We start from the raw sequence: 26,886 nt of genomic DNA, 5'->3' as shown, positions 1-26,886 counted from the left end.
CTCGGCGATCCGTCGGTTCCGAAGCCGTCGGGCCGCTCGCGAACGGGAGAGACGGGCGCGAATCGCCGTGGCCGGTCGGCGAGGCGACCGGATAGATCCGGACCGGTATTTATACGCCGGGCAGCCGGATCGGGGGTATGGAACCAGACCTGGACCGGTTCGCTTCTCGGCGGTCGACGGTATACGGCCGGCGCGGCGTCGTCGCGACCAGCCAGCCCCTCGCCAGTCAGGCGGGGATCGAGACGCTGCGCGAGGGCGGGAACGCGTTCGACGCGGCCGTGGCGACCGCGGCCGCGCTGAACGTCGTCGAGCCGACGTCGACGGGGCTCGGCGGCGACGTGTTCGCGCTCTACCGCACGGCCGACGGCGACGTCGGAGCGATGCGCGCCTGCGGGGGCGCGCCCGCCGACGCGACGATCGGGAACGTGCGGGAGGCGTTGGACGCGAACGACGACGCCTCGGCGTACTACCCGGACGACGGCGGGTACGCGGTCGACGACACCGACGAGGCCGGAATGCCCTTCTACGGCCCTCACGCGGTCACGGTCCCGGGGACGGCCCGCGGCTGGGAGGCGACGATCGAGGAGCTCGGCCGGCTCACGCTCGCCGACGCCCTCGCGCCCGCGATCCGGTACGCCACCGAGGGGTACCCGGTCTCGGAGGTGATCGCCTCGTACTGGGCCGGCGCGGAGGAGCTGTTCACCGACGACCACGCCCGGGAGGCGTTCCTGTTCGGGGGGGACGCCCCGTCGGTCGGCGAGACGGTCACGCTCCCGCGGCTCGGCGAGTCGATGGAGGCGATCGCGGAGCGCGGCGCCGACGCGGTGTACGAGGGCGAGATCGCCGAGGCGATCGCCGGGGAGGTGCAGTCGCGGGGCGGGTTCATGACCGTCGACGACCTCGCCGACTTCGAGGTCGAGTGGCCGGAGCCCGTCTCGACGACGTACAACGGGGCCGAGGTGTACGAGCTCCCGCCGAACAACCAGGGGCTCATCGCGCTTGAGGCGCTCAACGTCGCGAGCGAACTCGGCGCCGGCGAGCACGACTACGACACCGCCGAGCGCGTCCACTACTTCGCGGAGGCCATGAAGCGCGCCTTCCACGACGGCCACCGCTACATCACCGATCCCGACTACGAGGACGTTCCGCCGCTCGAATCGACCGACTGGGCGGCGGAGCGGGCGGCCGGCGTCGGGCCGACCGCCGACGGCGACGTCTCCTTCGGCGTGCCGAACGCGAACGCCGAGGACGCCGACACGGTGCTGCTCACCGTCGCCGACGACGAGGGCAACGTCGTCTCGTACATCAACTCGCGGTTCGCCGGCTTCGGCTCCGGGCTCGTCGCGGGCGAGACCGGGATCGCGCTCCAGAACCGGGGCGCGTCGTTCTCGCTCGACCCCGAGCACCCGAACAGCCTCGAACCGGGCAAGCGCCCGTTCCACACGCTGATCCCGGCGATCGCCCGACTCGGGGAGGACGACTGGGCCGCCTTCGGCGTGATGGGCGGGTACATGCAGCCGCAGGGACACGTGCAGGTGATCTCGAACGTCGTCGACTACGACATGCCCCTCCAGCGCGCGCTCGACGAGCCCCGGTGGCGGTACCGCGAGAGCGGCGAGCTGGGCGTCGAGCCCCACTTCGACGACGACGTCGTCGCGAAGCTGGTCCGGAAGGACCACGACGTCAGGACGCTCTCGCCGGTCCAGTTCGGCGGCGCGCAGATCGTCCGTAACGACGGCGGCGTCCTCTCGGCCGCCACCGAGCCGCGGAAGGACGGCAACGCGCAGGGGTACTGACGACGGGCGGCTCGGCGTCGGGGGCGGCTCGGCGTCTGGGGGGGCTCGTTAGAAACGCCGCGTTAGAAACACCTCATCGGCGGCGTCGAGAGGAACGTCATTATATTCCTCAGACAGTTTGTATGTGGCTAAACGTGATATACGTCGGGCGATTCTGGGTAGAAAACGTCTTATAGGTTGATTCATAGGCTTTGATGAGGAGTGTTATCACGTGAGTGTCTCTGAAACGTACGTCCGGTACCGCCAAACCCTCAGCGAGGAACCGCTCGCCATCGGGGTCATACTCGTGGTCCTGTGGATGGTGTGGTCACTCGTCTCCGGGCTCCTGACCGGAGGGATCCAGATCAGCGGTCTGGCGTCCCTGGTATGGGACGGCCTGCTCAGGGGCCTGGTTATTGGCCTGGCCGGCATTGGACTCTCGATGACGTACAGTATTCTCAACTTCGCGAACTTCGCGCACGGCGACTACCTCACCACCGGAGCGTTCGTCGGGATGGGGACGAGCTACCTCATCGCCGGGATCGGCGAGAACAGCGTCGGCGCGCTCCTGCTCGTGGGCGTGGGCGGGTCGGTGTTCGGCGGCGCGCTCGGCATCGGCGTCACGACCGCCCCGATCGCGGTCCTCGTCGGGGCCATCGTGGCGGGGCTCGCGACGATCGCACTGGCGCTCGCGATCGACCGGTTCGTCTACCGGCCGATCCGCGACGAGAGCGGCATCGCGCTGCTGATCACCAGTATCGGGGTCGCGTTCGCGCTCCGGTACCTGCTCCAGTTCGTCTACGGGGCCGGCGTGCGGGGGACGACCGCGGCGGGGTCGGTCCCGAGCGTGAACGTGCCCGCGATCGACGGGACGTTCCGCGTGACGGCGCACGACATCAGCCTCATGGCCGTCGCGGCCGGGCTCATGCTCGGCGTCCACGTGCTGCTCCAGCGGACGAAGCTCGGGAAGGCGATGCGCGCGATGTCCGACAACGAGGACCTCGCGCGGATCACCGGGATCCCGACGGAACAGGTCATCCGGACGACGTGGATCGTCGGCGCCGGGCTCACGGGCGTCGCCGGGTACATGTTCGTCCTCTGGAAGGGGACGCTCGGATTCAACGACGGCTGGCTGCTGCTGCTGTTGGTGTTCGCCGCGGTCATCCTCGGCGGGATCGGGTCGATCTACGGCGCGATCGGCGGCGGAATCATCATCGGTCTCACCGCCTCCGTCTCCGTGATCTGGATCCCCTCGGCGTTCGGCCGCGCAGCCGCGTTCCTGGTCATGATCGTGATCCTACTGTTCAAGCCTGAAGGCATCTTCAGCGGGAGGACCACAGCATGAGCGCCGAAGGTATTCGCGGGCGGTTCGAGGACCTCTTCGAGCATGACATAACGCTCGTGCTCGCCGTCCTCGGTGCCCTCTACCTGGTGTACATCCTCGCCGGCGTCGCCTTCGGCTACGAGCTCCGCGGGCAGCTGAACTCGATCGCGAACCTCACGTTCTTCATCGGCGTGTTCGGGATGATGGCGCTGGCGCTGAACCTCCACTGGGGATACACCGGGCTGTTCAACATCGGCATCGTCGGCTTCATGGGCATCGGCATCTACACCACCGCGGTGGTCTCGAAGCCGCCGGTCGGGGACGGCGCCGCGCAGGTCGGCGGATTCGGGCTCCCGCTCGTCGTCGGCGTCGTCGCCGGCGTGGCGATGGCGGCGCTGTTCGGGCTCCTCGTCGGGCTCCCCGCGCTCCGGCTCCGGGCCGACTACCTCGCCATCGTCACGGTGGCGTTCTCCGAGATCATCCGGTTCACGATGATGTCCCGGACGTTCCAGACGTTCACGGTGCCGGACACCATCAGCCTCGGACCGATCGCCGTCAACCCGGCGGCCGACACGGTCGGACTCGGCGGCGGCGGCGGGCTCATCCTGAACTACACGGACCCGCTCGAAGCGCTGCTTCGGACCCTCTTCCTCTGGGAGCCGTACCTCGGCTTCGTCGGGTTCGTCGAGGCGAACGTCATCTCGAACAATCCCAAGCCGGTGCTCGACGGGCTCTTCTACGGGATCGTTCTCCTCGTCGGCGTCGGGCTGTTCTACCTGCTGCTCTCCCGGACCGGGAAGTCCCCGTTCGGACGGGTGCTGAAAGCGATCCGCGAGGACGAGGACGTCGCGAACGCCTTGGGGAAGGACACCGACCGGTTCAAGCTCACGGCGTTCGTGCTCGGCGCCGGGCTGATGGGGCTCGGCGGTATCCTCTGGTACTCCGGCCAAGGGAGCATCACGCCGCCGTCGTTCCGGCCGAACATCACCTTCTTCGTCTGGATCGCGCTGATCATCGGCGGCGCCGGCTCGAACACCGGGAGCTTCCTCGGCGGCGCGATCTTCGCCGGGCTGTTGTACGAGGGGCCGCGGTACTTCAAGAACCTCGTCCAGGCCGCCTTCGATCTGGGCAGCGCGCCGCGGAACTTCGGCGAGGCGATGGCCGGGTTCGCCTCGCTCGACCCGGTGCCCCTTATCGTGTACACGCTCGACAATGTCAGCCAACTGCGGCTGGTGATCATGGGCGTGGTGCTGATCTGGCTGATGCACAACCGGCCGGAGGGGCTGCTCGGCCACCGCAAGGAGACCGCGTCGAGCGTCGACCTCGCGCGGCCGGGAAGCGGCGGGTCGACCGGGAAACCGGCCGCCGCCGACGGGGGTGAAGAACGGTGAGCGAGACCGACGAATCCGCCGCGGGCGAGTCCCCGCCGGTCGAGGAGACGGCGGCCGACGCCGACGGTGAGACGGCGGCCGACGTCGACGAGGGGGCGTCCCCGACCGCCGGCGACCGGTCGGTCGACGGGTCGTCGCCCGACGCCGATCTGACGGCGCTCGTCGAGGACGACCCCGACACGCACGCCGGGGACGACGACGGGCGGTACGCTCCCCTCGAAGTCGAGGGGCTCCGGAAGGAGTTCGGCGGGATCACCGCCGTCGACGACGTCAGCTTCGACGTCGAGGAGGGAACGCTCACGGGGCTCATCGGCCCGAACGGGGCCGGCAAGTCGACGACGTTCAACCTCATCACCGGGATGCTCGATCCCACCGAGGGGACGGTCCGGTTCAACGGCGAGGACATCACCGGGCTCCAGCCGCACGAGATCGCGAACCGCGGGCTCGCGCGGACGTTCCAGATCGCCCGCGAGCTGGAGGAGATGACGGTCCTCGAGAACATGATGCTCGCGCCGAAGGGCCAGATCGGCGAGTCGCTGTGGCGGTCCATTATGCCGGTCACCCGCGGCTCGGTCCGCGAGCAGGAGACCGAGCAGCTCGAACGCGTCTGGGAGGTGCTCGACTTCTTCGAGATCGACCACCTCGCCGACGAGTACGCCGGGAACCTCTCCGGCGGCCAGCGGAAGCTGCTGGAGATGGCCCGGGCGCTGCTGACCGACCCCGACGTGCTGCTGCTCGACGAGCCGTTCGCGGGCGTCAACCCGACGCTCGAAAAGCGGCTGCTCGAACACATCCACGAGCTGCGCGAGCGGGGGTACACCTTCCTCATCGTGGAACACGACATGGACCTCATCATGAACAACTGCGAGCGGGTCATCGTCATGCACCAGGGCCGGATCCTGAAGGACGGGACGCCCGCGGAGATCAAGGAGAGCGAGGAGGTCATCGAGGCGTACCTCGGGGGTGAGGTATGAGCCTCCTGGAGGTCCGTGACCTCGACGCCGGCTACGGCGACCTGCAGATCCTCACCGACGTCGACCTCGACGTCGACGGCGAGGAGTACGTCACCATCGTCGGCCCGAACGGGGCCGGCAAGTCCACCGTCATGAAGTCGGTGTTCGGCCTGACGACGCACATGGGCGGGACGGTGACGTTCGACAACGAGGACATCAGCGGCACGAAGCCCGAGGACGTGATCCACAAGGGGCTGGGGTACGTCCCGCAGAGCGAGAACGTCTTCGCCGAGCTCGACGTCGAGGAGAACCTCGAGATGGGCGCGTACATCCTCGACGAGGTCCCGCAGGACGCGCTCCGGATGGTGTACGACCGGTTCCCGATCCTCGAAGAGCGGAAACACCAGCAGGCGGGGACGCTGAGCGGCGGTCAGCGACAGATGCTCGCGATGGGCCGGGCGCTGATGCTCGACCCCGAGCTGCTGCTGCTCGACGAGCCCAGCGCCGGGCTCGCGCCCGACCTCGTCGACGAGATGTTCGACAAGATCGACGAGATCAACGAGACGGGGACCGCGGTGCTGATGGTCGAACAGAACGCCAAGGAGGCGCTCAGGCGCTGCGACCGCGGGTACGTGCTCGCGAACGGGCAGAACCGGTTCGAGGACGAGGGGACCGCGCTGCTGAACGACGAGGAGGTCCGCCGGGAGTTCCTCGGCGGGTAGTCGGTCGCCGGCGGGCGTCGGCGATCGGTCCGCGACGCGACCCGTTCTCGGTCGGATCGTTTGCGAGAGAGCGAAGGCGCGCCTGTAGCGACGCGTCGCTCGCGAGGATTGGGCGCGAGCCGCGCCGCTCGTCGGTCGGGGCGCGCGAAAAAACGGGAGCGTTCGGGAGGCCGCCGGTCGACGCGTCGGCGTCCGAGCGCGCTCAGTTCCCGCTCGAAAGCGCCTGATCGACGACGTTGGAGTACGACGACGAACCGATGTTGAAGCTGATCTGGTCGTACACCGTGCCGTCGAACGACTCCTCGAACACGTTACTGAAGCGGTTCGAGAGCTGCTGACCGTAGTCGTTGTTCACGTACAGCGTCGCGGCGGTCGAGGCGCCGAGCCGCTCGGAGGCGACCTGCGCCATGACCCGGCCCTGGAGCTGGTCGCTCGGGGCGGTCCGGAAGATGTAGTCGTCGTCCTCGAGGTTCGTCACCGACAGCGCGGTGCTGGACGGCGAGCAGCCGACGACCTCGTTCGGGATGAGCGCCTCCGTACAGACCGGGACGTTCACGCCGGAGGAGGCGGTCCCGCAGACGGCGGGGACGCCAGAGTTGATCAGCGACTCGGCCCCGCTGACCCCCTGGTTGGGCGAGGTGTTCGTGTCCTCGAACTGGGCGTTCACCGTCAGGTCGAGGTCGGACTCGTTGACCTGCTGGACCGGGATCTCCGCCGCGCGGATCATCGGCCGCCCCGTTGACGCCAGGTCGCCGGTCTCGGGGAGCAGGATGCCGAGGCTCACTTCGCGACCGAGACCGCCGGGCGACGAGTCGGCAGAGGGACCGGCCCCCTCGGGATTCTCGCCGGAGAAGTTCTGCGTCTCCTGGACGTCGACGGAGTCGGCGCCCTGACCGGCGAACTCCCAGATCTGGTAGGCCGCCGACGCCGGGTCGCCGTTCTGGTCGAAGTTGACCGCGCTCGACGCCCCCTGGTAGTTGATGTTCTCGCCGTTCGCGGCCGCCTCGACGGCGTCGAGGAACTCGCCCGGACCGTACTCGGTGCCGCCGGGGTTCGCGATCCGCCGGAGCTGGTCGCGGACCGCGGTCCCGTCGTTCTCGCCCGCCGCGACGTTCGCGAGGATGAGCGCCGCCGCGGAGTCGTACGACTGCGAGGTGAACACGCCCGGCGTCGCGTCGTACGTGTCCTGGTACAGGGTCGAGAACGCCTCCTGGTTCGGGCCGCCCGCCGCCGGCGCGGTCCCGGTGACGTTGTCCATCGCGTTCCCGACCTGCCCGGGCAGCGAGGGGTCCTGAAGCCCGTCGGGGATGAGGATGTCCTCGGCGCCGTCCGACGCGGAGTAGTAGTCGCGGAACAGCTGGATCCCGCTCTCGGGGTAGCCGATGACGACGAGTAGGTCCGGACCGCCGCCGGACCCGCCGTCGGTGGAGCCGCCGTCCTCGCCGTCCATTCCGTCGCCGCCGTCGCCGCCGTCACCGCCGTTGCCACCGTCTCCGCCGTCACCGCCGTCGCCGCCGGCACAGCCGGCGAGGCCGACCGCGCCAGCGACACCGACAGTTTTCAGCACGTCACGCCGTCGTTTGTGGTATGACATACCCATTCATATAGAGGCCTCTCTGATAAGTATATCCCTGTCAACTTCCCCACAGCTACTGGCATTTGCACACATATTAGGTGTTTTACGGCCGCAGGGCCCGGAGTCGTTTTCCGGACGGTCGTAACAGAACCCGTACACGTTTCCCGGCGCGGGGCGCCGGCCGCCGCGACCGTGGCGGTCACCGGGCCGCGGCCGTAGCGGTCGTCAGTCCCCGCCGGCCGCGCGTGCGTGCTGCCGGGCGTCTTCCGGCGAACGGCCCTCGCGGAGCAGCGCCTCGACGAACAGCTCGCCGGCCTTGTACGACGAGCGGACCATCGGCCCCGAGGCGCAGTAGAGGAAGTCGAACTCCTCCTCGGCGACCGCGCGCCACGTCTCGAAGGCGTCGGGGTGGACGTAGTCGAACACGTCGAGGTGCGAGCGCGACGGCCGGAGGTACTGTCCGAAGGTGACGACGTCGACGCCGACCTCGCTGAGGTCTCCGAGCGTCCGGTACACCTCGTGGGCGTACTCGCCGACCCCGAGCATGAGGCTCGTCTTGGTGTGGACGTCCGACTCCCGGTTCACCCGGTCAAGCACGGAGAGCGACTGCTCGTAGTCGGCCCGCCGGTCCCGCACGGGCCACTGGAGGCGCTCGACCGTCTCGACGTTGTGGGCGATCACGTCCGGTCCCGCCTCGACGATCCGGTCGATCGCGTCGGGGTCCCCCTGGAAGTCGGGGATCAGCGTCTCGACGAGGATCCCCGGGTCCCGCCGCTTGATCTCGCGGATCGTCTCGGCGAAGTGGGCGGAGCCCCCGTCCGCGAGGTCGTCGCGGTCGACGGAGGTGAGGACGACGTAGTCGAGCCCGATCTCGGTCACCGCCTCGGCGACGTTCGCGGGCTCGTCTGGATCGAGCGGCTCCATCCCGCCCGTCTCCACGTCACAGAAGTTACAGCCGCGCGAGCAGCGGTCGCCCATGAGCATGAACGTCGCTGTGCCGGGGCCGTCCCGCCCCGACCAACACTCGCCCATGTTCGGGCAGTTGGCCTCCTCGCAGACGGTGTGGAGGTCGCGCTCGCGGAGGCGCTCTTTGATCTCCGTGAACCGGGAGCCGGAGGGTGGCCGCGACTTCAGCCAGTCCGGCTTCCGACGGCCGCGTTGCATACCCTCACCACGGCGGCCGCGTGCAAAAACGTGCGGGTCGCCGCGGAACCGACGTCCGTCGACGGCGACGAACCGGTAGGACGTCCGACAGCAACAATATTTTGTTATCGTGAACCGATACGAAACTATCCGATGTTCGACGTCGACGGCGACGCGATCACCGACGGGCCGGTGGGGCGCGTGCTCCTGCTGCTCGCGGCCCCGCTCGTCGCGCAGAACCTCGTCTACGTCGCGAACGCCCTCGTCGACACGTTCTGGCTCGGCCGCGTGAGCGAGGACGCGGTCGCGGCGGTCGGGCTCAGCCTCCCCGTCCAGTCGCTCCTCGGCGCGGTCGTCGTCGTCGCCGCGGTCGGGACGCAGATCCTCGTCGCCCAGCGGGCGGGCGGCGACGACGAGGCGGGCGCGCGCCGCGTCGCGTTCAACGGCGCCCTCGTCGCCCTCGCGGTCACGGCCGCCGTCGCGGTCCCCGTCGCCGCCTTCGCAGAGGAGCTGGTGCGGTTCCTCGGCGCGGACCCGGCGCTCGCCGGGACCACGGCCGCCTACCTCGCGATCGTCGCCGCCGTCCTCCCGGTCGGCGCGGTCGGCGAGACGGTCGAGAACTGCTTCACCGCCCGCGGCGACACGAGGGCCGTCCTCCACGTGAGCGTCGCGAGCGTCCTCGTCAACCTCGTCGCGGCGCCGACGCTGATCTTCGGGGTCGGGCCGGTCCCCGCGTTCGGCGTCGCCGGGGCGGCCCTCGCCACCGCGCTCTCGGGCGTCGCCGGGCTGCTCCACGTCCTCGCGTACGCGGCCGGGATCGGCCGCGACACGTTCCGGCTCACCCGCGACGCGCTCGTCGTCGACGCCGGCGACCTCCGGGAGGTCGTCGCCGTCGGGCTCCCGCTCGGCGGCCAGCGCGGCGTCAGCGAACTGGTGCGCGTGCTGGTCGTCGGCCTCGTCGCGGTCGCGGGCGGCGCGGCCGGGGTGGCGGCGTACACGGTCGGCGCGCGGGTCGCGACGCTCGCGATCGTCCCCGCGCTCGGCGTCCAGCAGGCGGCCCAGTCGATGATCGGGCAGAACCTCGGCGCCGGCGCCCCCCGACGGGCCCGGCGAACGACCCTCGTCGGGACCGGGACGGTCGTCGTCGGGTTCCTCGCGCTCGGCGCCGTTCAGTTCCTGTTCGCCGGCGCGATCGCCGACCTGCTCGCCCCCGACCTCACCCCGACGGGGCGGTCGCTCTCCGTCCTGTACCTGCGCGTCCTCGCCGTCTCGTACCCGGCGCTCGGCGGCACGTACACCCTGCTCGCCGGGTTCAACGGCGCCTCGCGCACCCGGACCTCCCTCGTCGCCGACCTGATCAAGTACTGGGCGATTCGGTTCCCGATCGCGGTCGCCGCGGTCCCCGCCACGGCGACGTTCGGCGCCTTCGGCCTCGCGGTCGCCCCCGGGCTCGGATGGGGGGTGGAGGCGGTGTTCTGGGCCGTCACCGTCTCGAACGTCGCCGGCTTCCTCGGGCTGGGCGCGTACTTCGCGTTCGCGACGCGGCGGGGGATGTTCCCGACCGCCGCCGAGCGCGCGGGGGGCGGCGGCACCGCTGAGGACGACGATTAGCGGGACCGCCCCTCGGGGAGGCGATCCCGATCGGGACCGACGCGCTCAGATGAAGAATCCCTTGACCGCGTTGATCACGGTCCACTTGACCCGCTCGACGGGGTTGCCCGTCTCTCCGCTGATCACGATCTCGTCGTCGGCGACGGCGTTCCGGAAGGCCGCGGCGGGGTTGTCGGCCGCGACGAGCTCCTCGACCGTCTCTCGGTCGGTCGTGATCCTCCGCACCGCGTCCTCGCTGCGGCTGTCGTCGAGGTCGGTGATCCGGTTCTGTCGGTCCATGGTGATCGAGTACGTGACCTCGGACGAGCCGTCCTGAATGTAGATGTTGCTCGTCCCGGCGAGGTTGACCGGACCGAGGTCGACCGAGTCCGCGTTCTCGTTGTACGCGGGGACCATCTCCTCCAGCGACTCGTACAGGTCGTCGCCGTCGCCCGTCTGCGCGGCGCCGCCGTCGGACTGCGCGACCGCGACGCCGGCCAGCGCGCCCGCGAGCAGGACCGCGACGGCGAGGATCAAGGGGATACGTCTCATGGTGGTTCTACGTTCGAATGGTCACGCGAGCACATAAGCTATCGGTGCCCGAGCCGCGGTCCGGGGTCCGCTCCCGGATGTCGATCCCGACCGATCGGGAGCCGACACTCGGCCGACTGGCCTCAGTCGCCCGCGACCGCGAACCGCGACGCGTCGCCCTCGGCGGTCGGCGCGGTGAGGAGCGAGACGCCGACGGTGAGGACCGCCGAGAGCGCCATCAGCCCGAGCGCGACGTCCCAGCCGCCGAGGACGGTCCGCGGGAGCGTCGGGACGACCCCGACGACCGCCGACAGCACCACCGCGAGGTAGGCGACCTGCGGGACGAGGATGCCAGCGATCATCCCGGTGCGGGTGGTCCGCTCCCAGTAGAGCGCGCAGATGACCGGGAGCGCGAGCAGCGCGAACCCGGAGAAGGCGGTGTCGCCCACCTCGATCAGCGTCCCGGGCCGGAACAGGCTCGCGACGAACGCCAGCAGCGCGAAGGCGGCGACGCCGATCCGGGCGACCCACGCCTCGCGCTCCGCCGAGGCGTCGGCGTTGATCACGGGCCGGTAGAGGTCGCGGGTGAAGTACGACGACCCCGACAGCAGCATCGAGTCCGACGAGGACATCATCGCGGCCATCGCCCCGGCGATCACGAGCGCCGCGAACCACGCCGGCGCGTACTCGTTCAACACGATCGGGAGCACGTTGGCGTTCTCAGGCACGTCGACCGGCATCCCGGCCGCCCACGCGCCGAGCATGAACGCGGGGACGAACAGCAGGAGGACGAGCACCGGCCACAGCGCGAACGACCGCTTCAGCGTCTCGCCCGACTTCGCGACGAAGAACCGCTGGTTGATCTGCGGGAACATCGTCACGCCGAACGCGATGGTGATCGCCGTGGAGACGATGAACCCGACCGAGTAGGTGCCGCCGCCGAAGCTCCCGAAGTCGGGCCGGGCGTCGAGCATCGCGCCGGTGGCCGCGCCGACGCCGCCGACGGCCGACACCACCCAGACGGCGGCGATCCAGACGACGGAGAGCATGAACAGCCCCTGGATCGTGTCCGTCCACGCGACCCCGCGCATCCCCGCGAGGGCGACGTAGAGGATCATGAAGGCCGTGATGAGCGCCGCGCCGCCCCAGTAGGGGACGACGCCGTCGGTGAGTCCCACCAGGGCCTCGCCGGCGCCCATCTGCTGGAGCATGACGTACGGGAACAGCCAGAGGAGGCTCACGCCGGCGACGAGCGCCCGGAGCCCGGTCGAGCCGAACCGGTCGCCCAGCATCTCCCCGAGCGTCACGTAGCCGTTGCGGTTCCCGATCAGCCACTGCTTGTAGCCGATCGCGTACCACAGCACCGCGAACAGCACCCCGTCGAGCGTCCCCATCACGATCAGCCACTCGGGGCCCGCGAGGTACGCGAGGTTCGGCCCGCCGAAGAAGGTGAACGCGGACAGCAGCGTGGCGAAGGTCGTGAACAGCAGGACCACCGTGCCGATCGACCGGCTCGCGAGGTAGTAGTCCTCCGCCGTCGTCTCCGAGACGCGGTAGGCGACGAGGCCGACCGCGAGCGCCAAGACGAGGTAGCCGACGACGATCCCGAGCGAGAGCCCGAGGGTCACGGCCGATCACCCCCGGCGGGGGGAGCCCTCGCGTCGCCGCCCGCGCCGCGGTCGTCCCCGTCCGCCCCGGGCCGGAGCCCCATCCCGCGCTCCCACGCGCCGCTCCGGGCGAAGCGCGAGAACAGGACCGCACAGAGCCCGAGCCACGCGACGTGCCACCAGATCCACACCGGGAGCCCGGCGGCGACGCGGTCGACGCCCCACAGCGGCCACGGCACGGCGAACGCGACGAGCACGGCGAACGTCGGAATCCACACGATATCTCTCCGAGGTCGTCTCATATCGAAAGATCACTTCTTTGAACGCTTAAATCTTATTGAACGGGTTCGATACGGTAGATTGTAGAATAAATTTCTTCAAAGAGCGTCGACGGTGGCGGGTGCGATAACTATTTTCGGCGACGCGCACAACGACGCACGGGCGGCGGACGCCGTCCGATCATCACCATTCACCTTCCCATGAAAGACACAGAGAAATACCTGATTCACGCCACCATCGCGGCGGACGGCGTCGTGGAGCGGAGCGACGTCGTCGGCGCGGTGTTCGGCCAGACGGAGGGGCTCCTCGGCGACGAGTTGGACCTCCGCGACCTCCAGGAGTCGTCGCGGGTCGGCCGGATCGACGTCTCCGTCCAGTCGGAGAACGGGCAGTCGTTCGGCGAGGTCACCGTCGCGTCGAGCCTCGACAAGGTCGAGACCGCGATCCTCGCGGCCGCGCTGGAGACGATCGACCGCATCGGCCCCTGCCAGGCCTCCGTGGAGGTGACGAGCATCGAGGACGTGCGGGCGGCGAAGCGCCGCGAGGTCGTCGAGCGCGCGAAGGAGCTCATCGCCGACGGCTTCGAGGAGACGAGCCTCGCGAGCGACGACGTCCTCGAAGAGGTCCGCGAGGCCGCCCGCGTCGAGGGGATCGTCGACTACGAGGGGCTCCCCGCGGGCCCCCGCGTCGGCGACTCCGACGCCGTCATCGTCGTCGAGGGGCGCGCGGATGTGCTCACGCTGCTCGACTGCGGGATCAAGAACGCGGTGGCCGTCGAGGGGACGAACGTCCCCGACGCGGTCGCCGACCTCACCGCCGACCGGACCGTCACCGCCTTCCTCGACGGCGACCGCGGCGGCGAGCTCATCCTCCGCGAGCTCGCGCAGGTGGGCGACGTCGACTACGTCGCCTTCGCGCCCCCCGGCGAATCGGTCGAGGACCTCGACCGCAACGCCGTCTTCGAGGCGCTCCGCGGGAAGGTCCCGTACGGCACCCTCGCCGACGAGCCCAACCTCCGCGAGGCGGCCGCGGACGACGGGGACGACCCCGGCGAGACGGACGAGAGCGACGAGGGGGACGGACCGGGAGCCGAGCCCGACTCCGGCGGGGCCGGATCGACCGCGTCCGGCCCCGATCCGCCGACCTCCGGCGAGCGGGAGCCCGACGGCGTCGTCGCGGAGGCGGCCCGGGGCGCGGGTGACGGCGGGCTCGTCGAGGCCGTCGAGGAGACCCCGCCGGCCGCGGCGACCGACGCGGCCGCCGACGGGTCGGTCGCGGTCGACGTCGCCGATCCGGCGGCGACCGAGCCGGACGACGCGGACGGCGGTCGGGAGCGCGACGGGTCGGCGACCGACGAGACCGGATCGGAGGGGGACGCAACGGGGAACTCGGAAACGGATTCGGAACTGCAGACGGATTCGGAGCCGGAATCGGATTCGGAGGCGACTTCGACCGGCGACGGTGACGCCGGAGCGACCGACGCCGACGCCCCCGTCGACGACGAGCCGCGGTCCGTTGAGGAGCACGTGCAGGAGGTCGTCGACGCCGGGAGCGACCGCGCCCGCCTGCTCGGGGACGACCGCGGCGTCCTCGCGGAGGTCGACGCGAGCGACGCCTTCGACGCGATCGAGGGGGCCGAGACGGCCCCTCACACGGTCGTCGTCGACGGTCGGATCGACCAGCGGCTGCTCGACGTGGCGGCCCAGCGCGGGGTCAGCGAACTGCTCGGCCGCGAGCTCGGGGAGTTCGTGAAACGGCCCGTCGGGACCCGCGTGCTCACGGTCGGCGACCTCCGTACGGGGAGCTGAGGGCGGGCGGTACCGCCGGACTGCGAGGCCCTCGGCTCAGACGAGCCCGACCGCGCCCAGCAGCGCGAACAGCGCGTCGCCGTACGTCAGCGAGACGACCAGCCCGACCGCCATCGGGACGACGAAGGGCATCCCCGGCGACACCAACACCCGGTCCTCGCGGGCGACGACCGCCAGACCGCCGCGGAGCGTCTCGGCGTCGGTGCCGTACGCGCCGTGGTCGATCGCCGCCAGGAAGCGCTCCGCGGCCCACGGGTCGTCGGGGCGGTCCACGGAGCGGGCGGCGCCCTCGCCGGCGCCGGTCGCGGTCCCGCCGTCGGTCCGCGGGCCGACGTGGGTCCCGCCGTCGGTCGGATCGAACGTCTCGCCGACGCTCTCCGGGTCGCGGAGCCGGTCCGGGTCGGCGCGCAGGTCGGCGAGCGTCAGCCCGCGCCACCGCAGGTACATCCGGAGCGCGTCTAGGTCCAGCCCGCTCCGGGTCTCGCCCGCGTCGTCCTCGTACAGCCGGCCGTGGCGGTCCGACAGGGACTCGGTCGCCACCGGCCGGGCGAGGAACATGTTCGCCGAGACCTCGCCGCGGAGGAGGTTGAGCCCGGCGAGCCCCAGCGGGTACGCGAGCCCAAGCAGCACCGTGTTCGTGAGGACCGTGAGCGAGAAGACGCCGATCCGCGTCTCGACGAGCGGGAGCTCCGCGCCGGCGACGGCGTACTCCGGAAAAGTGGGGAAGAGGAGCGCGAGCGCGATCAGGGCCTTCGCGTCCGCCCCACCGAAGGCGCCGAGGTACCAGAACGCGTAGCCGAGCGGCGCGACGAACAGGACGCTGATTGCGGCCTGCACGAGGAACAGCCGGCCCTCGACCCCCGCGAGCGGCCACATCGCCGCCGTCTCCCAGACCAGCAGCAGCGCGCCGAGCGCGTACAGCGGCGGCCAGATCCGGTTCGGGAGGCGTCGGGTCCGGACGTCCCGCAGCGCCGCCCACGCGAAGACGGGGACGGCGAGCAGCCGCAGGAGGTCCGGGAGCGTCGCGAACATGTCCCCACGGCCGCCGCGGGCGTAATTAGGCGTTCGGGTTCGGCTATCGCGACCGATAGCGCGAGCCGCCGGCCGGGAAATGTCGGCCGGGGGGTGCCGGCCGGGAGACGCGGGCGCCGGCGGCGGTCCGCGGGCCGAACCGCCGGCGACTTGTGCGTCCCTCTCCGACCGCCCGGCAATGCGCCGCCGCGCCGGAACCAGCCTGTACGCCGGGCTCCTCTTCACCGTCCTCGGCGCCATCGCGTGGGGGACCGGGCAGCCGTTCGTCTTCCCGAGCCTCGGGCCGTCGGCGTTCGTGCTCGCGTTCGACCGCCGGAGCGAGCGCGGGCGCGCCCTCCGGATCGTCGGCAGCCACCTCATCGGCGGCGTCGCCGGGCTCGCCGCGTGGTGGCTCATCGCGCCCGGCGCCAGCCTCACCGCGACGCCGCCCGCGTTCTCCCCCGAGGGGTTCCGGCTCGCGGCGAGCGCGACCGCCTCGCTCGTGGCGACGAGCTGGGCGATGATCGCGACCGACGCGGTCCACGCGCCCGCCTGCGCGACGACGCTCATCGTCTCGCTCGGCCTCCTCTCGACCCCGGTCGAGGTGGCGGTCATCGTCGCGAGCGTGAGCGTGCTCGTCGGGGTACACGCCGGCGTCATCCGCGTTTTCAAGCGGATCGTCGGCGACGCGCACCCGCTCTACCGGACCGAGGGAGGCTAACCCTCGGGGTCGACCGTCGACCGCGCTCGCTCCGGCCGCGCCGCGCGCCTCTCGAAGGCGCCGAGGACCGGCTCGGGGTCGGCGAGCCCGGGGATCCGACGCTCGCCGTCGCGGAGCTCGATCACGACGGTCTCGGTGCCGAGCCGCCGGTCGAGCCGTCCCCGCTCCACGCGCAGGCCGGTCTCGTCCCACGGCTCGACGCGCCACAGGGGCGTGCCGAACAGGCGGTCGCGGGCGACGAGCGCGTCGTCGCCGGCGCGGTACGCCACGAGCCCGTACCGGAGCTCGTGGTCGAGCGCGGCGAGCGCCAGCGGGACCGCGACGGCGACCGCGAGGAGGAGGCCGACGGTCCCCCAGTCGCCGCCGATCGCGAACGGCGCGGCGCCGAGCGCCGGGATCGCGGCGAGGTACCACAGCCCCGGATGACCGATCGGCGTCGCCAGCGCTCCGGCGAGCCGCGCGCGGAGCGGCTGCCGGACCGTCCGCACCGGCTCGCCGACCGATCCGTCCGGAGGCTCGGGCGGGGGCGGCTCGTAGGCGAGCCCCAGGTCCAGCGCCGACGACTCGTCGAACGCCGTCAGCCGGTCGCCGTACAGCCCGGCGAGGTCGAAGGCGGCCTTCGCCGCGACGATCCCGAGCAGGAGCGGGAGCCCGACGGCGTCCGGGTCGACGGCGCCGATCTCGGCCTCGGTGCCGACCGTCGCGGCGCCCACGAGCGTCACCGTGAGTATCGCGCCGAGGAAGACCGCCGCAGCGCGGGCGAACACGCCTCGAAGCGCCGTCTGCGCGCTGTGGTTCCGGTACTCGCCGCGGCCGAAGTACTCGACGGCCGTCGTCGCCGCCCCGCCGACGACGACGGCGACGACCGCGAGCGTCACGGTGTCGAGGGCGTCCGGCGCGAGTCCGCCGTCGGCGACGATCCCGACCGTGAGCCCCCCGACGAACAGCCAGGCGACGGCGAGGACCGGCACGGCGACCGGGAGCACGAGCAGCGAGGAGAGCCGGATCCGGAGGTCGGTTCGGGGGACCGACAGCGCGACCCGTCGCTCCGAGAGCGGGCCGGCGATCAGCGCGTCGCGTTCGATCTCGGACGGGCGGCCGGCGAACAGCGCGCGGACGACGGCGTAGAGGGAGGCGCTCCCGAGCTCGAACCAGTAGAGCGTCATCAGCGCGGCCGCGTTCCAGCCGAGCGCGACGACGCCGACGAGCGGGAGGAGGTTCGAGACGAGCAGCGCGAGCGCGCGAGGGCGACGACCCCGAGAGACCGCTCGCAGGGAACCGTCGCGGACGACGGAGGGCATTCGCCCGAGGGATCCGAGCGCGGGGGTTATAACTTGCCGGCGTCGCTCACGGCGCCGGTCCCGCGTCGCGGTGGAGGTACAGGTACGCGAGCACGGGAACGATGGCGAACACGAGGGTCGCGACCGCCCAGACGACCGCGTATCGGTTCCCGCGCGCCCTCGCATCGCGGTAGATCCACGCGGCAGCGGCGACGAGGATCCCGTAGACCGCGACCGTGAGCGGGAGCGACCACGGCAGGGAGACCCCGGAGAGGAGCGTCATGGTGTCCCGTTCGGCCGGCGACGCTTATAGTTCGCCCGTGAGGTCCGCCCGCATGACGAAGTCGGGCTCGGCGGCGACCGGTACCCGGTTCGCCCCGGTGTCGCTCACGTGGTCGACCGTCTCGGGGATCAGGACGCGGGTCGCGTCCGCGTCGACCGCGGCCGCGTCCGCCGCGACCGACGCGTAGAGCGCGCCCGCCGCGTCGACGTCGCGCCACGCGGCGGCGCCGTACTCGGCGGTCCGCTCGGGCCCGCCCCCGCACTCCTCGTCGCCCGGGCCCTCGGAGACGCGGGTCCGGACGGCGACGCCGGCGAGCGCGTCCGCGTCGGCGACGGCGACCAGGCGGTCCTCGTCGGCCGCGACCCGGAGCCGCTCGCGGGTGAGCTCCGAGCACGCCCACGGCTCCCCGTCGTCGAGCGCCAGCCCGCGCAGGTGGTCGCGGGCGTCGCTGTCGGCCCAGAGCGCCCACGCGGCGTCCGGGTCCGGGTCGGTGACGGGACCGATCCCGTCGGCCTCGGTGGCGCCGGCCCCCGTGGCGTCGGCCGCGTCGACCGCGTCCGCGTCGGGCGTCGGCTCCGCGAACCGGAACTCGGTCGCGGGCTCGAAGCCGACCGCGCGCGACTGGCCGAGCCCGGCGACGTTCCACGAGAAGACCATGTTCCGGCAGACGGTCGCGCCGCGCTCGCGCGCCCAGTCGAGCGCGGCCTCCGAGAGCGCGGTCCCGACGCCGAGGCCGCGGGCCGCGGGGTCGACCCGGATCCCCTGCCCCCACGCCTCCCACTCGGAGAGCATGACGCCCTGGATGCAGCCGACGACGGCCTCCGGCTCGCCCGGGGCGGCCGCCCCCGCCCCGTCGCCGTCGACGAGGGTGTCGCCGGGTTGGCGGTCGGCGGCGCTCACGGTCGCGTCACTCTCGGCGACCGCCGCGGGCGGCAGCGTCGCGACGAACGTCCCGGCGTCGGGGTCGTCGGACGCGGCCCACTCGGGGAACACGCGCGGGATGTAGTCGTCGTGGCGCTCGCCCCACGTGTCCCGCGCGAACGCCGCGACCGCGTCGGCGTCGGCGGGGCGCGCCTCGCGGACGGTCACGTCGAACCCGCCGCTCGACGCCGTCATCGCCAGGGCCGCGACTCCTCGGTCAGCTCGCCGGCGAGGTCGCGGCCCATCGCCTCGGCGGGGTCGGACAGGTTCGCCAGCGCCCACATCAGCTTCACCTTCGCGGTGCCGGGGAGGGTGTCGCCCGCCTCGACGACGCCGGCGTCGAGCAGGTCGCGGCCGGTGTCGTAGACGCGGTCGCAGACGCGGCCCGCGAGGCACTGGCTCGTCATCGCGACGACGGTGCCGCCCTCGACGAGCTCCTCGATCCGCGGGATGAGGTCGGTGTGGACGTGGCCGAGCCCGGTCCCCTCGATCACGACGCCGTCCTTGCCGTCGAGGTAGTCCCACGCGGCCGGGTCCATGCCGGGCGTGAACTTCGCGAGCTCCACGTCGGCGTCGAGGTCGGTCGCGGTCGCGAGGTCGGCGTCCTCGTCCGCACCGTCGACGGCCCCACGTCCGCGCGGGAGCGGCTCGCGGGCCCACTCGATGGCTGCGTCGGCCGCGTCGCCGTCGGCGCCCGCCTCGGCCGCGGCCTCGTAGTCGATGCGGCCGAGGGGCTCGGCGTCGACCGTCTCGAAGGCGTCGCGCCGGGAGGTGTGGTTCTTGCGGACGCGCGTGCCGCGGTGGAGCGCGCAGGCGTCGTCGGAGGGGCTCGCGTGCATGCAGACGAGCGTCTCGGCGTGGTCGGCCTTCGCGGCCTCGACCGCACACACCGCGTTCATCACGTTGTCGGAGGAGGGGCGGTCCGCGGAGCGCTGGCTCCCGGTGAAGACGACCGGGACGGGCGAGTCGAGCATGAACGAGAGCGCGGAGGCGGAGTACTGCATCGTGTCCGTGCCGTGCATCACGACGACGCCGTCGGCGCCGGCCGCGACCTCCTCGGCGACCGCCTCGGCGAGCTCCCGCCAGATGGTCGGCTCCATGTTCTCGGAGAGGATGTTGGCGACGACGCGCCCGCGGTAGTTCGCGCGGCCGGCCAGGTCGGGGACGGCGCGCAACACGTCCTCGGCGTCGAACTGGGCGGTGACCGCGCCGGTCCGATAGTCGACGGTGGAGGCGATCGTGCCGCCGGTCGAGATGAGCGACACCGTCGGCAGGTCGTCGTCGAAGGTGATCTCCGAGGCCTCGCCGCCGCCCGCGTCGGCCCCGTCGTCCACGTCGCGGGCGCCGGATTCCAGCACCTCCACGTCGGCCGCGTCGCGGTCGACGCCGACGTTGTACCCCCCGTCGAGCTTGACGACGAGGTGGTCGCGAGTCGTCGAGGGGAGCAGTACGCCCTCGTTCGTGACGTCCCCGCGCTCGACGCGGACGCGATCTCCCGGTTGCATACCACCCGCTTCCCCTGCGGCGGACTTGAATCCAACCGTTCGCGGGTCCCGTCCGCGAGGGCGACCTTGTCAATTGATATCAACGCGTACGGTTCGTAAAATTCATATAGAATCGCTACCCTATGATCGACCGCACACGAGGTGGTCAGCAATGGCCATGCCGACGCCAGCCAGTTCGTGGACGCAGGGGCTCGACTTCCCGAGCCGACTGTTCGAATCGGGTGGTAACGACTACGAACTGTACGAGGAGGACGACGAGTTCGTCCTCACGGTAGAGCTCCCCGGGTTCGACCCCGCGGAGATCACGGCCTCGTGGGACAGCGGCGTCCTCAACATCGCCGCCGAACACGAGGACGAGGAGCGCGGCACGCGCCGGACCTACCACCGCCGGTTCCGCTTCCCGAAGACGGTCGACGAGGACGGCATCGAGGCCGCCTACCAGAACGGTATCCTCACGGTGCGGCTCCCCGCCGTCGTCGACGCCGCGGTGACCGGAACCGAGATCGAGATCGAGAGCTGACGCGTCGACTCTCTCCCGCCGACGCCACGCGTCGACCCTCTCCCGCCGACGCCGACCGGTCGCGGACCGGGTCCCCGGTCGGTGCGCGTCCCCGATCGGCGCGCCTTCCAGTCGGCGCGCCTCCCTCGGTCGATACGCCTTTTATCGGTCGCGAGGACCGTGAGCGCATGGACCGCGACGCGTTCGCCGCCAGCATCGACCACACCGTTCTCGGCCCGGAGACGACGTGGGGGGACGTCGAGACCGTCCTCGACGAGGCCGCCGAGCACGGGATGAACGCCTGTATCCCGCCCTGCTACGTCGCCGAGGCGGCCGACCGCGACGGCGCCCCGTCGACGATCGCGACCGTCGTCGGGTTCCCGCACGGGCAGCACGCGCCCGCGGCGAAGCGCGACGAGGCGGTCGCCGCGTGGGAGGACGGCGCCGACGAGCTCGACCTCGTGATCAACGTCGGTCGCCTGAAGGCCGGCGAGGACGACGCCGTCGCCGCCGAGATCGCCGGCGTCGTCGCCGCGGTGCCGGTCCCGGTGAAGGTCATCATCGAGACCGCGCTCCTGTCCGACGCCGAGAAGCGCCGCGCCTGCGAGGCCGCCGTCGAGGCCGACGCCGACATGGTGAAGACTTCTACCGGGTTCGCCGACGGCGGCGCCACGGTGGCGGACGTAGAGCTGATGAGCGGCTACCTCCCGGTGAAGGCCTCCGGCGGCGTCGGCTCCTACGAGGAGGCGCGGGCGATGCTCGACGCGGGCGCGACGCGGATCGGCGCCTCCTCCGGCGTCGAGATCGTCGAGGGGTACCCCGAGTGACGGCGCCGGGGGGCGGCCCGACCGCGCCCGCTCGGTTTCCGGGGTTCCAGCCGTCCGCCGCTCGCCCGCAGTCGCCCGTTCCCTCGGCGTGAGAATCCCGTCGTGGGCATTTATTACCGGAGCGTCTACGCGGGGGTATGAGTCACTCGCGCGGATCGCCGCGTCCGGACCTCGACACGGCGTTCAAGGCGTTCGGTGCGATCGGCATCCTCATCTCGGTCGCGCTGACCGTGGGCGTGCTCGCCCTCACGGACCCGTTCGGCGAGTACGTCGCCGTCTCGCCGGCGCTGTACGGGAGCCTGCTGTCGGTCGGGCTGCTCGTCGCCGTCAGCTACGCGACGTACGCGCTGCGCCGGCGCTGAGTCGCGCGCTCGGGGAGGCCGGAGCTCCTACCGAGGGGTTAACAGACCGGCGACCGAACCGGGGGGCATGAGCGACGAGTCGGTCGAGGCCGCCGTCGAGCGGTTCCTCGACGAGACCGAGTCCGCGCTGGACGACTACGACCGGGGGTACGCCGACGCCGACGCGACGCTGTCGGTGATACGGACCCGGATGGACGAGCTGGCGGCCGCCGCCGACGGGGACAGCTAGCGAGCTACGGCCCCGCGCCGATCAGCTCCCGGACGCGGGCGACGTGCTCGCCGAAGGCCGGGTCGCCGCGCTCGCGGGGGCGGTCGACGCCGACGTCGACCACCTCGGCGACGCGGCCCGGCTCGGCGGCCATCACGACGATCCGGTCGGCGAGCGTCACCGCCTCGGCGACGTCGTGGGTGACGAACAGCACCGTCTTCCCGGTCGACGCCCACACGTCGAGCAGCTCACGCTGGAGCATCTCCCGGGTCTGCGCGTCGACCGCGCCGAACGGCTCGTCCATCAGGAGCAGTTCCGGGTCGACCGCGAGCGCCCGCGCGATGGCGACGCGCTGTTTCATCCCGCCCGACAGCGACTTCGGGTACGACTCCCGGAACTCCGAGAGCCCGACGAGGTCGAGCATCTCGTCGACCCGCTCCGCGCGCTCGGCCGCGGACCGGTCGCTCCGTTCGAGCCCGAACCCGACGTTCTCCTCGACGGTGAGCCACGGGAACAGGTGGTACTCCTGGAAGACGACGCCCATGTCGGTCGTCGGTCCGGTGACCGGGGTGCCGGCGACTCGGACCTCCCCGTCGGTGGCGTCGGTGAGCCCGGCGATGACCCGGAACAGCGTCGTCTTCCCGCATCCGGACGGGCCGACGAGACAGACGAACTCGCCGCTCTCGACCCCGAAGGAGACGTCGTCGAGCGCGCGGACGGGCGTCCCGTCGCCGTCGTACGTCTTGCCGACGCCGTCGACGACGACCCCGGACTCCCCGGCGGCCGCGCCCGTGCGACCGTCGGCCGTCATCGGCCCGTCGTTCACGCCCGCCACACTAACACCCTCCGCTGGACGGCGCGGAACGCCACGTCGACGAGGAGGTACATCAGGCTCAACACGAGGATGTACGCGATCACCGTGTCGACGAGGAGGTTGTTGCTCGCGCGCAGGATCTCGCGGCCGACGCCCGGCACGCCGAATATCTCGGAGGCGACCACGAGCATCCAGCAGCGCCCGAGGCCGGTCCGGACCCCGGTGAGGATCCCCGGGAGCGACGCCGGGAGGACGACCGACCGGACCATGTCGAGGTCGCCGCGGACGCCGAGCGTGCGGCCCACGTCGAGCAGGTCCTCGGAGATCCCCTCGACGGCCTCGTACGCCGCGTAGTAGTTGATCCAGAAGGCGCCGACGGCGATGATGAACGCCGCGCCCGCGTCGTTGATCCCGAACCACGCGATCGCGAAGCCGATCAGCGCGAGCGGGGGGACCGGTCGGAGCGTCCGCACGAGCGGCGCAGTCACGTCGTCGAGGAGGTCGCTCCAGGAGAACGCGACGCCGGCGGCGACGCCGAGCCCCGTGCCGACGATCGTCCCCGGGACCCAGTGGCGGACGCTCGACGTCAGCGCGGCCGTCATCGTGCCGGACGCGAGCTCCTCGGCGAACGCGTCGGCGACCGCCGCCGGCGACGGCAGCACGTACGCCGGCTGCGTGAGCGAGACCAGGTGCCAGACGACGACGAAGCCGATAACGCCGGCGGCGCCGCGGAGGAGTCGCCGCGGGTCGCCGAGGCCGAGGCCGGCGCGGAGCGCTCCCCCGTCGAACCGGCTACCGGTGTCGGTCGACATCAGAGCGAGTCGTAGATCTCGAAGTCGAAGATCGCCTCGTTCGACAGCTGTGCCTCGATCTGCCCGTTGTTCGCCGCGAACTCCGAGAACACCGGGGTCGCCTCGGCGATCTCCCGGGGGTCGGTGACGAAGTTCGACAGCGGCGAGTCGAGCGCGCGCCGGGCGCGGTCGGCGGGCATCCCGATCCCCGACTCGACGTGCTGGGCCGTCGCGTCCGGGCTCTCGTCGATGAACTCGGTGGCGCGGACGTGCTGTTCGAGGAACTGCGCGGCCAGCGGCGACTCGCGGACCGCGTCGCTCATCAGCGTGACGGCCGCGGGCTGGCCGGGGAGGATCTCGGCGGCGGTCCGGAGCATCGTGACGGACGAGCCCTCCTCGGCGGCGATCGTCGGCACCGGCTCCATGATCGAGGTCCCGTCGATCTCGTCGTTCGCGATCGCCTGCCAGACCGCGCTGGCGCCGTTGATCTCGATGATCTCGACGTCCTCGTTCGACTCGGGGTCGACGCCGATCTCCTGGAGCCAGTACCGGAGCAGCACGTCCGGGACGCTCCCCTGCGGGAACGTGCCGAAGCGGAAGGGGCGGCCGTTCGCCTCGGCCCACGTCGCGAACGCGTCGCCGCCCTCGGCCTCGAACGGCTCGTGGAACGACTCCTCGGCCATGATCCCCATCGGCTCGCGGATGTTCGCCGCGGTCACCTGCGCGGGGATCCCCCGGTCGATGACGATCATCGCCGGCACGATCCCGAACATGGCGATATCGATGTCGCCGCCCCCGAACGCCTGAACGATCGCCGGGCCGTCGGTGAACTCCTGCCCCGTGACCTCGGCGTCGATCTCGGAGAAGTACCCCTCGCCCTCCATCACGTACCACTGGAGGTCGGGATAGATCGGCATATGCGCGACCGTCAGCTCGTCGAGACCGCCGCCACCGCCGCCGAGACAGCCCGCGAGCCCGAGCGTCGCGGCGCCGCCCGACGCGGCGAGGACGGACCGACGCGACGTCGGTGCGCGTGTGTCGTACATACGTCGTAAACGGCCGCCGCGGGCAACACCCCCGCGTCACCAGCAACGAAGGCCGATTTCGATGACGGCCGGATTCGGACGGATCGGCCCCGATAGCGCTTCGAGTGTCGACTCGCGCGTGTCAAGTCGAGAACGGTCGTCATCGATTGATGCAACATCTGCGAAACCCGCGGCGTCGACGCGACCGACCCGCCGTCGTTTATGCGATCGGCCGCCAACGGGGACGCATGGTCTCGGAGATCTTCGACCCCGACGCGTGGGAGCGGGTGACGGACGAGTTCGACGACGTCACCTATCACCGCGGCGTCGACGTGCCGGTCGTCCGGATCGCGTTCGACCGCCCCGAGGTCCGGAACGCGTTCCGGCCCGGCACCGTCGACGAGCTGTACGCCGCGCTCGACCACGCGCGCAAGCAGGCGGACGTCGGCTGCGTCCTGCTCACGGGGAACGGCCCCTCGGAGGAGGACGGCGGCTGGGCGTTCTGTTCCGGCGGCGACCAGTCGGTCCGCGGCGGTTCCGGCTACGAGTACCGCGACGGCGACGAGGCGGGCGACGGGGACGACCCGCTCGTCAGGGAGGCGCGCGCCGGCCGGCTCCACATCCTGGAGGTCCAGCGGCTGATCCGGTTCATGCCGAAGCCGGTCGTGGCGGTCGTCCCCGGCTGGGCGGTCGGCGGCGGTCACTCGCTCCACGTCGTCTGCGACCTGACGCTCGCGAGCGACGAGCACGCGAAGTTCCTCCAGACCGACCCCGACGTCGCCTCCTTCGACGGCGGGTTCGGGTCCGCCTACCTGGCCAAACAGATCGGTCAGAAGAAGGCCCGCGAGGTGTTCTTCCGCGGCAAGACCTACTCCGCCGCGGAGGCCGCGGACATGGGGATGGTCAACGAGGCCGTCCCGCACGAGGAGCTGGAGGACGTCGCGCTGGAGTGGGCCGACGAAATGACGGAGAAGTCGCCGACCGCGATGCGCATGCTGAAGTACGCGTTCAACATGACCGACGACGGCATGGTCGGGCAGCAGGTGTTCGCGGGCGAGGCGACCCGCCTGGCGTACATGACCGACGAGGCCCAGGAGGGCCGAGACGCGTTCTTAGAGAAGCGCGAGCCGGAGTTCCGCGACTACCCCTGGCACTACTGAGTCGGCCGTCGACCGCGCTCCGGAGGCGCGACCCACGCGCCACGGTTTAACCGCCGCCACGCCAACGGGCGCGCATGGAGAAGGTGACCCTCGCGGACGCGTTCGCGTCGATCGACGAGCGCTGGGACCCGCGCCTCGCCGGCGAGCTGAACGGACAGGCCGTGAAGCTCGCGAAGGCCGAGGGCGAGTTCGTCTGGCACAGCCACGCCGACGCCGACGAGCTGTTCCTCGTCACCGAGGGGCGCCTCCGGATCGAGTTCCGCGATCGCGACGACGCGGTCCTAGAGGAAGGCGAACTGCTCGTCGTCCCCCGCGGGACCGAGCACCGCCCGGTCGCCGAGCCGGAAGCGAACATCCTCCTGTTCGAGCCGGCCGGCACGCGGAACACGGGCGACGTGGAGAACGAGTTGACCAGGGAGGATCTGGAGCAGGTTGACGACTGAGCCGGGGATTCGCTGTGCGGTGGCGCGTGCCGCCGAGCGCCCAGCGGGCGCGAGGAGCACGCGCGAGGGAGTCAGTCGCCGGAGCGAAGCGACGGCGACTGACGAGGCTGGGGAGGTGTGAGGCTGCGGTGCGGAGCGGTCCGGGGCGGGACTCAAAGGGGCAGCCGCGAGGACGAAGGTGGCCGCAGCAAGCACCGCAGCGAAGGAGCGGAAGCGACTGAGCGAGGCGCGCAGCAAGGCCCCCGAGTCGTCGCGGCTGGGGCTTTGGAGGTCGTCACTGTCGTTCTGGAATCAGGAGTGTATCACCGAGCGGCTGGGGCTTTGGAGGTCGTCACGG

27 protein-coding genes are annotated in these 26,886 nt (G+C 71.5%); 14 read left to right on the top strand and 13 right to left on the bottom strand.

The window, feature by feature from the left end:
* The first annotated feature begins 137 nt into the window (after window positions 1-137).
* From ggt to ACFQMF_RS12215, 5 genes are all read left to right on the top strand, one after another.
* Window positions 138-1,796, top strand: coding sequence for a gamma-glutamyltransferase (gene ggt, locus ACFQMF_RS12235; RefSeq protein WP_256408079.1), 1,659 nt, complete (start codon window positions 138-140; stop codon window positions 1,794-1,796).
* Between the two features lie 211 nt (window positions 1,797-2,007).
* Complete coding sequence (locus ACFQMF_RS12230; RefSeq protein ID WP_256408078.1) at window positions 2,008-3,120, top strand: branched-chain amino acid ABC transporter permease; 1,113 nt, start codon at window positions 2,008-2,010, stop codon at window positions 3,118-3,120.
* Complete coding sequence (locus ACFQMF_RS12225; RefSeq protein ID WP_256408077.1) at window positions 3,117-4,490, top strand: branched-chain amino acid ABC transporter permease; 1,374 nt, start codon at window positions 3,117-3,119, stop codon at window positions 4,488-4,490. The genes ACFQMF_RS12230 and ACFQMF_RS12225 overlap by 4 nt, the downstream gene beginning before the upstream one ends.
* On the top strand, window positions 4,487-5,464 hold the full coding sequence (locus ACFQMF_RS12220; RefSeq protein ID WP_256408076.1) for an ABC transporter ATP-binding protein: 978 nt from the start codon (window positions 4,487-4,489) through the stop codon (window positions 5,462-5,464). Before ACFQMF_RS12225 ends, ACFQMF_RS12220 begins: the two co-directional genes overlap by 4 nt.
* Complete coding sequence (locus ACFQMF_RS12215; protein WP_256408075.1) at window positions 5,461-6,165, top strand: ABC transporter ATP-binding protein; 705 nt, start codon at window positions 5,461-5,463, stop codon at window positions 6,163-6,165. Before ACFQMF_RS12220 ends, ACFQMF_RS12215 begins: the two co-directional genes overlap by 4 nt.
* 202 nt (window positions 6,166-6,367) lie before the next feature.
* Here the strand turns inward: ACFQMF_RS12215 and ACFQMF_RS12210 are convergent, their stop codons facing one another.
* Window positions 6,368-7,759 (bottom strand): ABC transporter substrate-binding protein, encoded by a 1,392-nt coding sequence (locus ACFQMF_RS12210; protein WP_256408074.1) that lies wholly within the window; start codon window positions 7,757-7,759, stop codon window positions 6,368-6,370.
* 207 nt (window positions 7,760-7,966) lie between these two features.
* Window positions 7,967-8,905 (bottom strand): lipoyl synthase, encoded by a 939-nt coding sequence (lipA, locus tag ACFQMF_RS12205; protein WP_256408073.1) that lies wholly within the window; start codon window positions 8,903-8,905, stop codon window positions 7,967-7,969.
* Between the two features lie 132 nt (window positions 8,906-9,037).
* Between lipA and ACFQMF_RS12200 the strand changes: the two genes are divergently transcribed.
* The gene (locus ACFQMF_RS12200) at window positions 9,038-10,495 is read left to right on the top strand and encodes an MATE family efflux transporter (protein ID WP_256408072.1); all 1,458 of its coding nucleotides are present in this window, start codon (window positions 9,038-9,040) and stop codon (window positions 10,493-10,495) included.
* 45 nt (window positions 10,496-10,540) lie between these two features.
* On the opposite strand, the gene ACFQMF_RS12195 is transcribed toward ACFQMF_RS12200, so the two are convergent.
* From ACFQMF_RS12195 to ACFQMF_RS12185, 3 genes are all read right to left on the bottom strand, one after another.
* Entirely contained in the window at window positions 10,541-11,026 is a 486-nt protein-coding gene (locus tag ACFQMF_RS12195; RefSeq protein WP_256408071.1) for a hypothetical protein, read from the bottom strand.
* Between the two features lie 122 nt (window positions 11,027-11,148).
* The gene (locus ACFQMF_RS12190) at window positions 11,149-12,633 is read right to left on the bottom strand and encodes a sodium:solute symporter family protein (RefSeq protein ID WP_256408070.1); all 1,485 of its coding nucleotides are present in this window, start codon (window positions 12,631-12,633) and stop codon (window positions 11,149-11,151) included.
* Entirely contained in the window at window positions 12,630-12,914 is a 285-nt protein-coding gene (locus ACFQMF_RS12185; RefSeq protein ID WP_256408069.1) for a hypothetical protein, read from the bottom strand. The genes ACFQMF_RS12190 and ACFQMF_RS12185 overlap by 4 nt, the downstream gene beginning before the upstream one ends.
* 177 nt (window positions 12,915-13,091) lie before the next feature.
* Between ACFQMF_RS12185 and dnaG the strand changes: the two genes are divergently transcribed.
* Window positions 13,092-14,699 (top strand): DNA primase DnaG, encoded by a 1,608-nt coding sequence (gene dnaG, locus ACFQMF_RS12180; protein ID WP_256408068.1) that lies wholly within the window; start codon window positions 13,092-13,094, stop codon window positions 14,697-14,699.
* 36 nt (window positions 14,700-14,735) lie between these two features.
* Here dnaG and ACFQMF_RS12175 read toward each other — a convergent pair whose 3' ends face one another.
* On the bottom strand, window positions 14,736-15,731 hold the full coding sequence (locus tag ACFQMF_RS12175; RefSeq protein WP_256408067.1) for a prepilin peptidase: 996 nt from the start codon (window positions 15,729-15,731) through the stop codon (window positions 14,736-14,738).
* A gap of 178 nt (window positions 15,732-15,909) precedes the next feature.
* Between ACFQMF_RS12175 and ACFQMF_RS12170 the strand changes: the two genes are divergently transcribed.
* Entirely contained in the window at window positions 15,910-16,431 is a 522-nt protein-coding gene (locus tag ACFQMF_RS12170; RefSeq protein WP_256408066.1) for an HPP family protein, read from the top strand.
* Here ACFQMF_RS12170 and ACFQMF_RS12165 read toward each other — a convergent pair.
* From ACFQMF_RS12165 to gatD, 4 genes are read right to left on the bottom strand one after another with little or no spacing between them, the layout of a single operon-like run.
* The gene (locus ACFQMF_RS12165) at window positions 16,428-17,732 is read right to left on the bottom strand and encodes a DUF6498-containing protein (protein WP_256408065.1); all 1,305 of its coding nucleotides are present in this window, start codon (window positions 17,730-17,732) and stop codon (window positions 16,428-16,430) included. The genes ACFQMF_RS12170 and ACFQMF_RS12165 overlap by 4 nt on opposite strands.
* Before the next feature lie 46 nt (window positions 17,733-17,778).
* Window positions 17,779-17,994: a hypothetical protein gene (locus ACFQMF_RS12160; protein WP_256408064.1), complete on the bottom strand. Its 216-nt coding sequence runs from the start codon at window positions 17,992-17,994 to the stop codon at window positions 17,779-17,781.
* 24 nt (window positions 17,995-18,018) lie between these two features.
* A complete protein-coding gene (locus ACFQMF_RS12155; protein WP_256408063.1) occupies window positions 18,019-19,110 on the bottom strand; it encodes a GNAT family N-acetyltransferase in 1,092 nt (363 codons plus the stop codon).
* Complete coding sequence (gene gatD, locus ACFQMF_RS12150; RefSeq protein WP_256408062.1) at window positions 19,107-20,420, bottom strand: Glu-tRNA(Gln) amidotransferase subunit GatD; 1,314 nt, start codon at window positions 20,418-20,420, stop codon at window positions 19,107-19,109. Before gatD ends, ACFQMF_RS12155 begins: the two co-directional genes overlap by 4 nt.
* 157 nt (window positions 20,421-20,577) lie before the next feature.
* Between gatD and ACFQMF_RS12145 the strand changes: the two genes are divergently transcribed.
* The 4 genes from ACFQMF_RS12145 to ACFQMF_RS12130 all read left to right on the top strand — a co-directional run bounded on the left by ACFQMF_RS12145 (window position 20,578) and on the right by ACFQMF_RS12130 (window position 22,337).
* Window positions 20,578-20,940 carry an Hsp20/alpha crystallin family protein gene (locus tag ACFQMF_RS12145; protein ID WP_256408061.1) on the top strand — a complete coding sequence of 121 codons (363 nt, stop codon included), beginning with the start codon at window positions 20,578-20,580 and terminating at the stop codon, window positions 20,938-20,940.
* A gap of 167 nt (window positions 20,941-21,107) precedes the next feature.
* On the top strand, window positions 21,108-21,746 hold the full coding sequence (deoC, locus tag ACFQMF_RS12140) for a deoxyribose-phosphate aldolase (RefSeq protein ID WP_256408060.1): 639 nt from the start codon (window positions 21,108-21,110) through the stop codon (window positions 21,744-21,746).
* A 137-nt stretch (window positions 21,747-21,883) separates the two neighbouring features.
* A complete protein-coding gene (locus tag ACFQMF_RS12135; RefSeq protein ID WP_256408059.1) occupies window positions 21,884-22,108 on the top strand; it encodes a hypothetical protein in 225 nt (74 codons plus the stop codon).
* 67 nt (window positions 22,109-22,175) lie between these two features.
* Window positions 22,176-22,337 carry a hypothetical protein gene (locus tag ACFQMF_RS12130; protein WP_256408058.1) on the top strand — a complete coding sequence of 54 codons (162 nt, stop codon included), beginning with the start codon at window positions 22,176-22,178 and terminating at the stop codon, window positions 22,335-22,337.
* 4 nt (window positions 22,338-22,341) lie between these two features.
* On the opposite strand, the gene ACFQMF_RS12125 is transcribed toward ACFQMF_RS12130, so the two are convergent.
* The 3 genes from ACFQMF_RS12125 to ACFQMF_RS12115 are packed head-to-tail and all read right to left on the bottom strand — an operon-like array spanning window position 22,342 to window position 24,967.
* The gene (locus tag ACFQMF_RS12125) at window positions 22,342-23,151 is read right to left on the bottom strand and encodes an ABC transporter ATP-binding protein (RefSeq protein ID WP_379792032.1); all 810 of its coding nucleotides are present in this window, start codon (window positions 23,149-23,151) and stop codon (window positions 22,342-22,344) included.
* Window positions 23,139-23,942 carry an ABC transporter permease gene (locus ACFQMF_RS12120; RefSeq protein ID WP_256408056.1) on the bottom strand — a complete coding sequence of 268 codons (804 nt, stop codon included), beginning with the start codon at window positions 23,940-23,942 and terminating at the stop codon, window positions 23,139-23,141. The genes ACFQMF_RS12125 and ACFQMF_RS12120 overlap by 13 nt, the downstream gene beginning before the upstream one ends.
* Window positions 23,942-24,967, bottom strand: coding sequence for an ABC transporter substrate-binding protein (locus ACFQMF_RS12115; RefSeq protein WP_256408055.1), 1,026 nt, complete (start codon window positions 24,965-24,967; stop codon window positions 23,942-23,944). The genes ACFQMF_RS12120 and ACFQMF_RS12115 overlap by 1 nt, the downstream gene beginning before the upstream one ends.
* Window positions 24,968-25,194: 227 nt before the next feature.
* On the opposite strand from ACFQMF_RS12115, the gene ACFQMF_RS12110 reads away from it, so the two are divergent.
* Both ACFQMF_RS12110 and ACFQMF_RS12105 read left to right on the top strand, forming a co-directional pair.
* Window positions 25,195-26,106 (top strand): 1,4-dihydroxy-2-naphthoyl-CoA synthase, encoded by a 912-nt coding sequence (locus ACFQMF_RS12110; protein ID WP_256408054.1) that lies wholly within the window; start codon window positions 25,195-25,197, stop codon window positions 26,104-26,106.
* Window positions 26,107-26,180: 74 nt separating this feature from the next.
* Window positions 26,181-26,549 carry a cupin domain-containing protein gene (locus ACFQMF_RS12105; protein ID WP_256408053.1) on the top strand — a complete coding sequence of 123 codons (369 nt, stop codon included), beginning with the start codon at window positions 26,181-26,183 and terminating at the stop codon, window positions 26,547-26,549.
* Window positions 26,550-26,886 lie beyond the last annotated feature (337 nt).

Origin of the sequence: Halorubrum rutilum, from assembly GCF_042665015.1 — an archaeon.
Taxonomy (GTDB): Archaea; Halobacteriota; Halobacteria; order Halobacteriales; family Haloferacaceae; genus Halorubrum; species Halorubrum rutilum.
The sequence above is the reverse complement of the archived record's forward strand: the minus strand, read 5'-3'. Positions and strand labels throughout refer to the sequence as shown.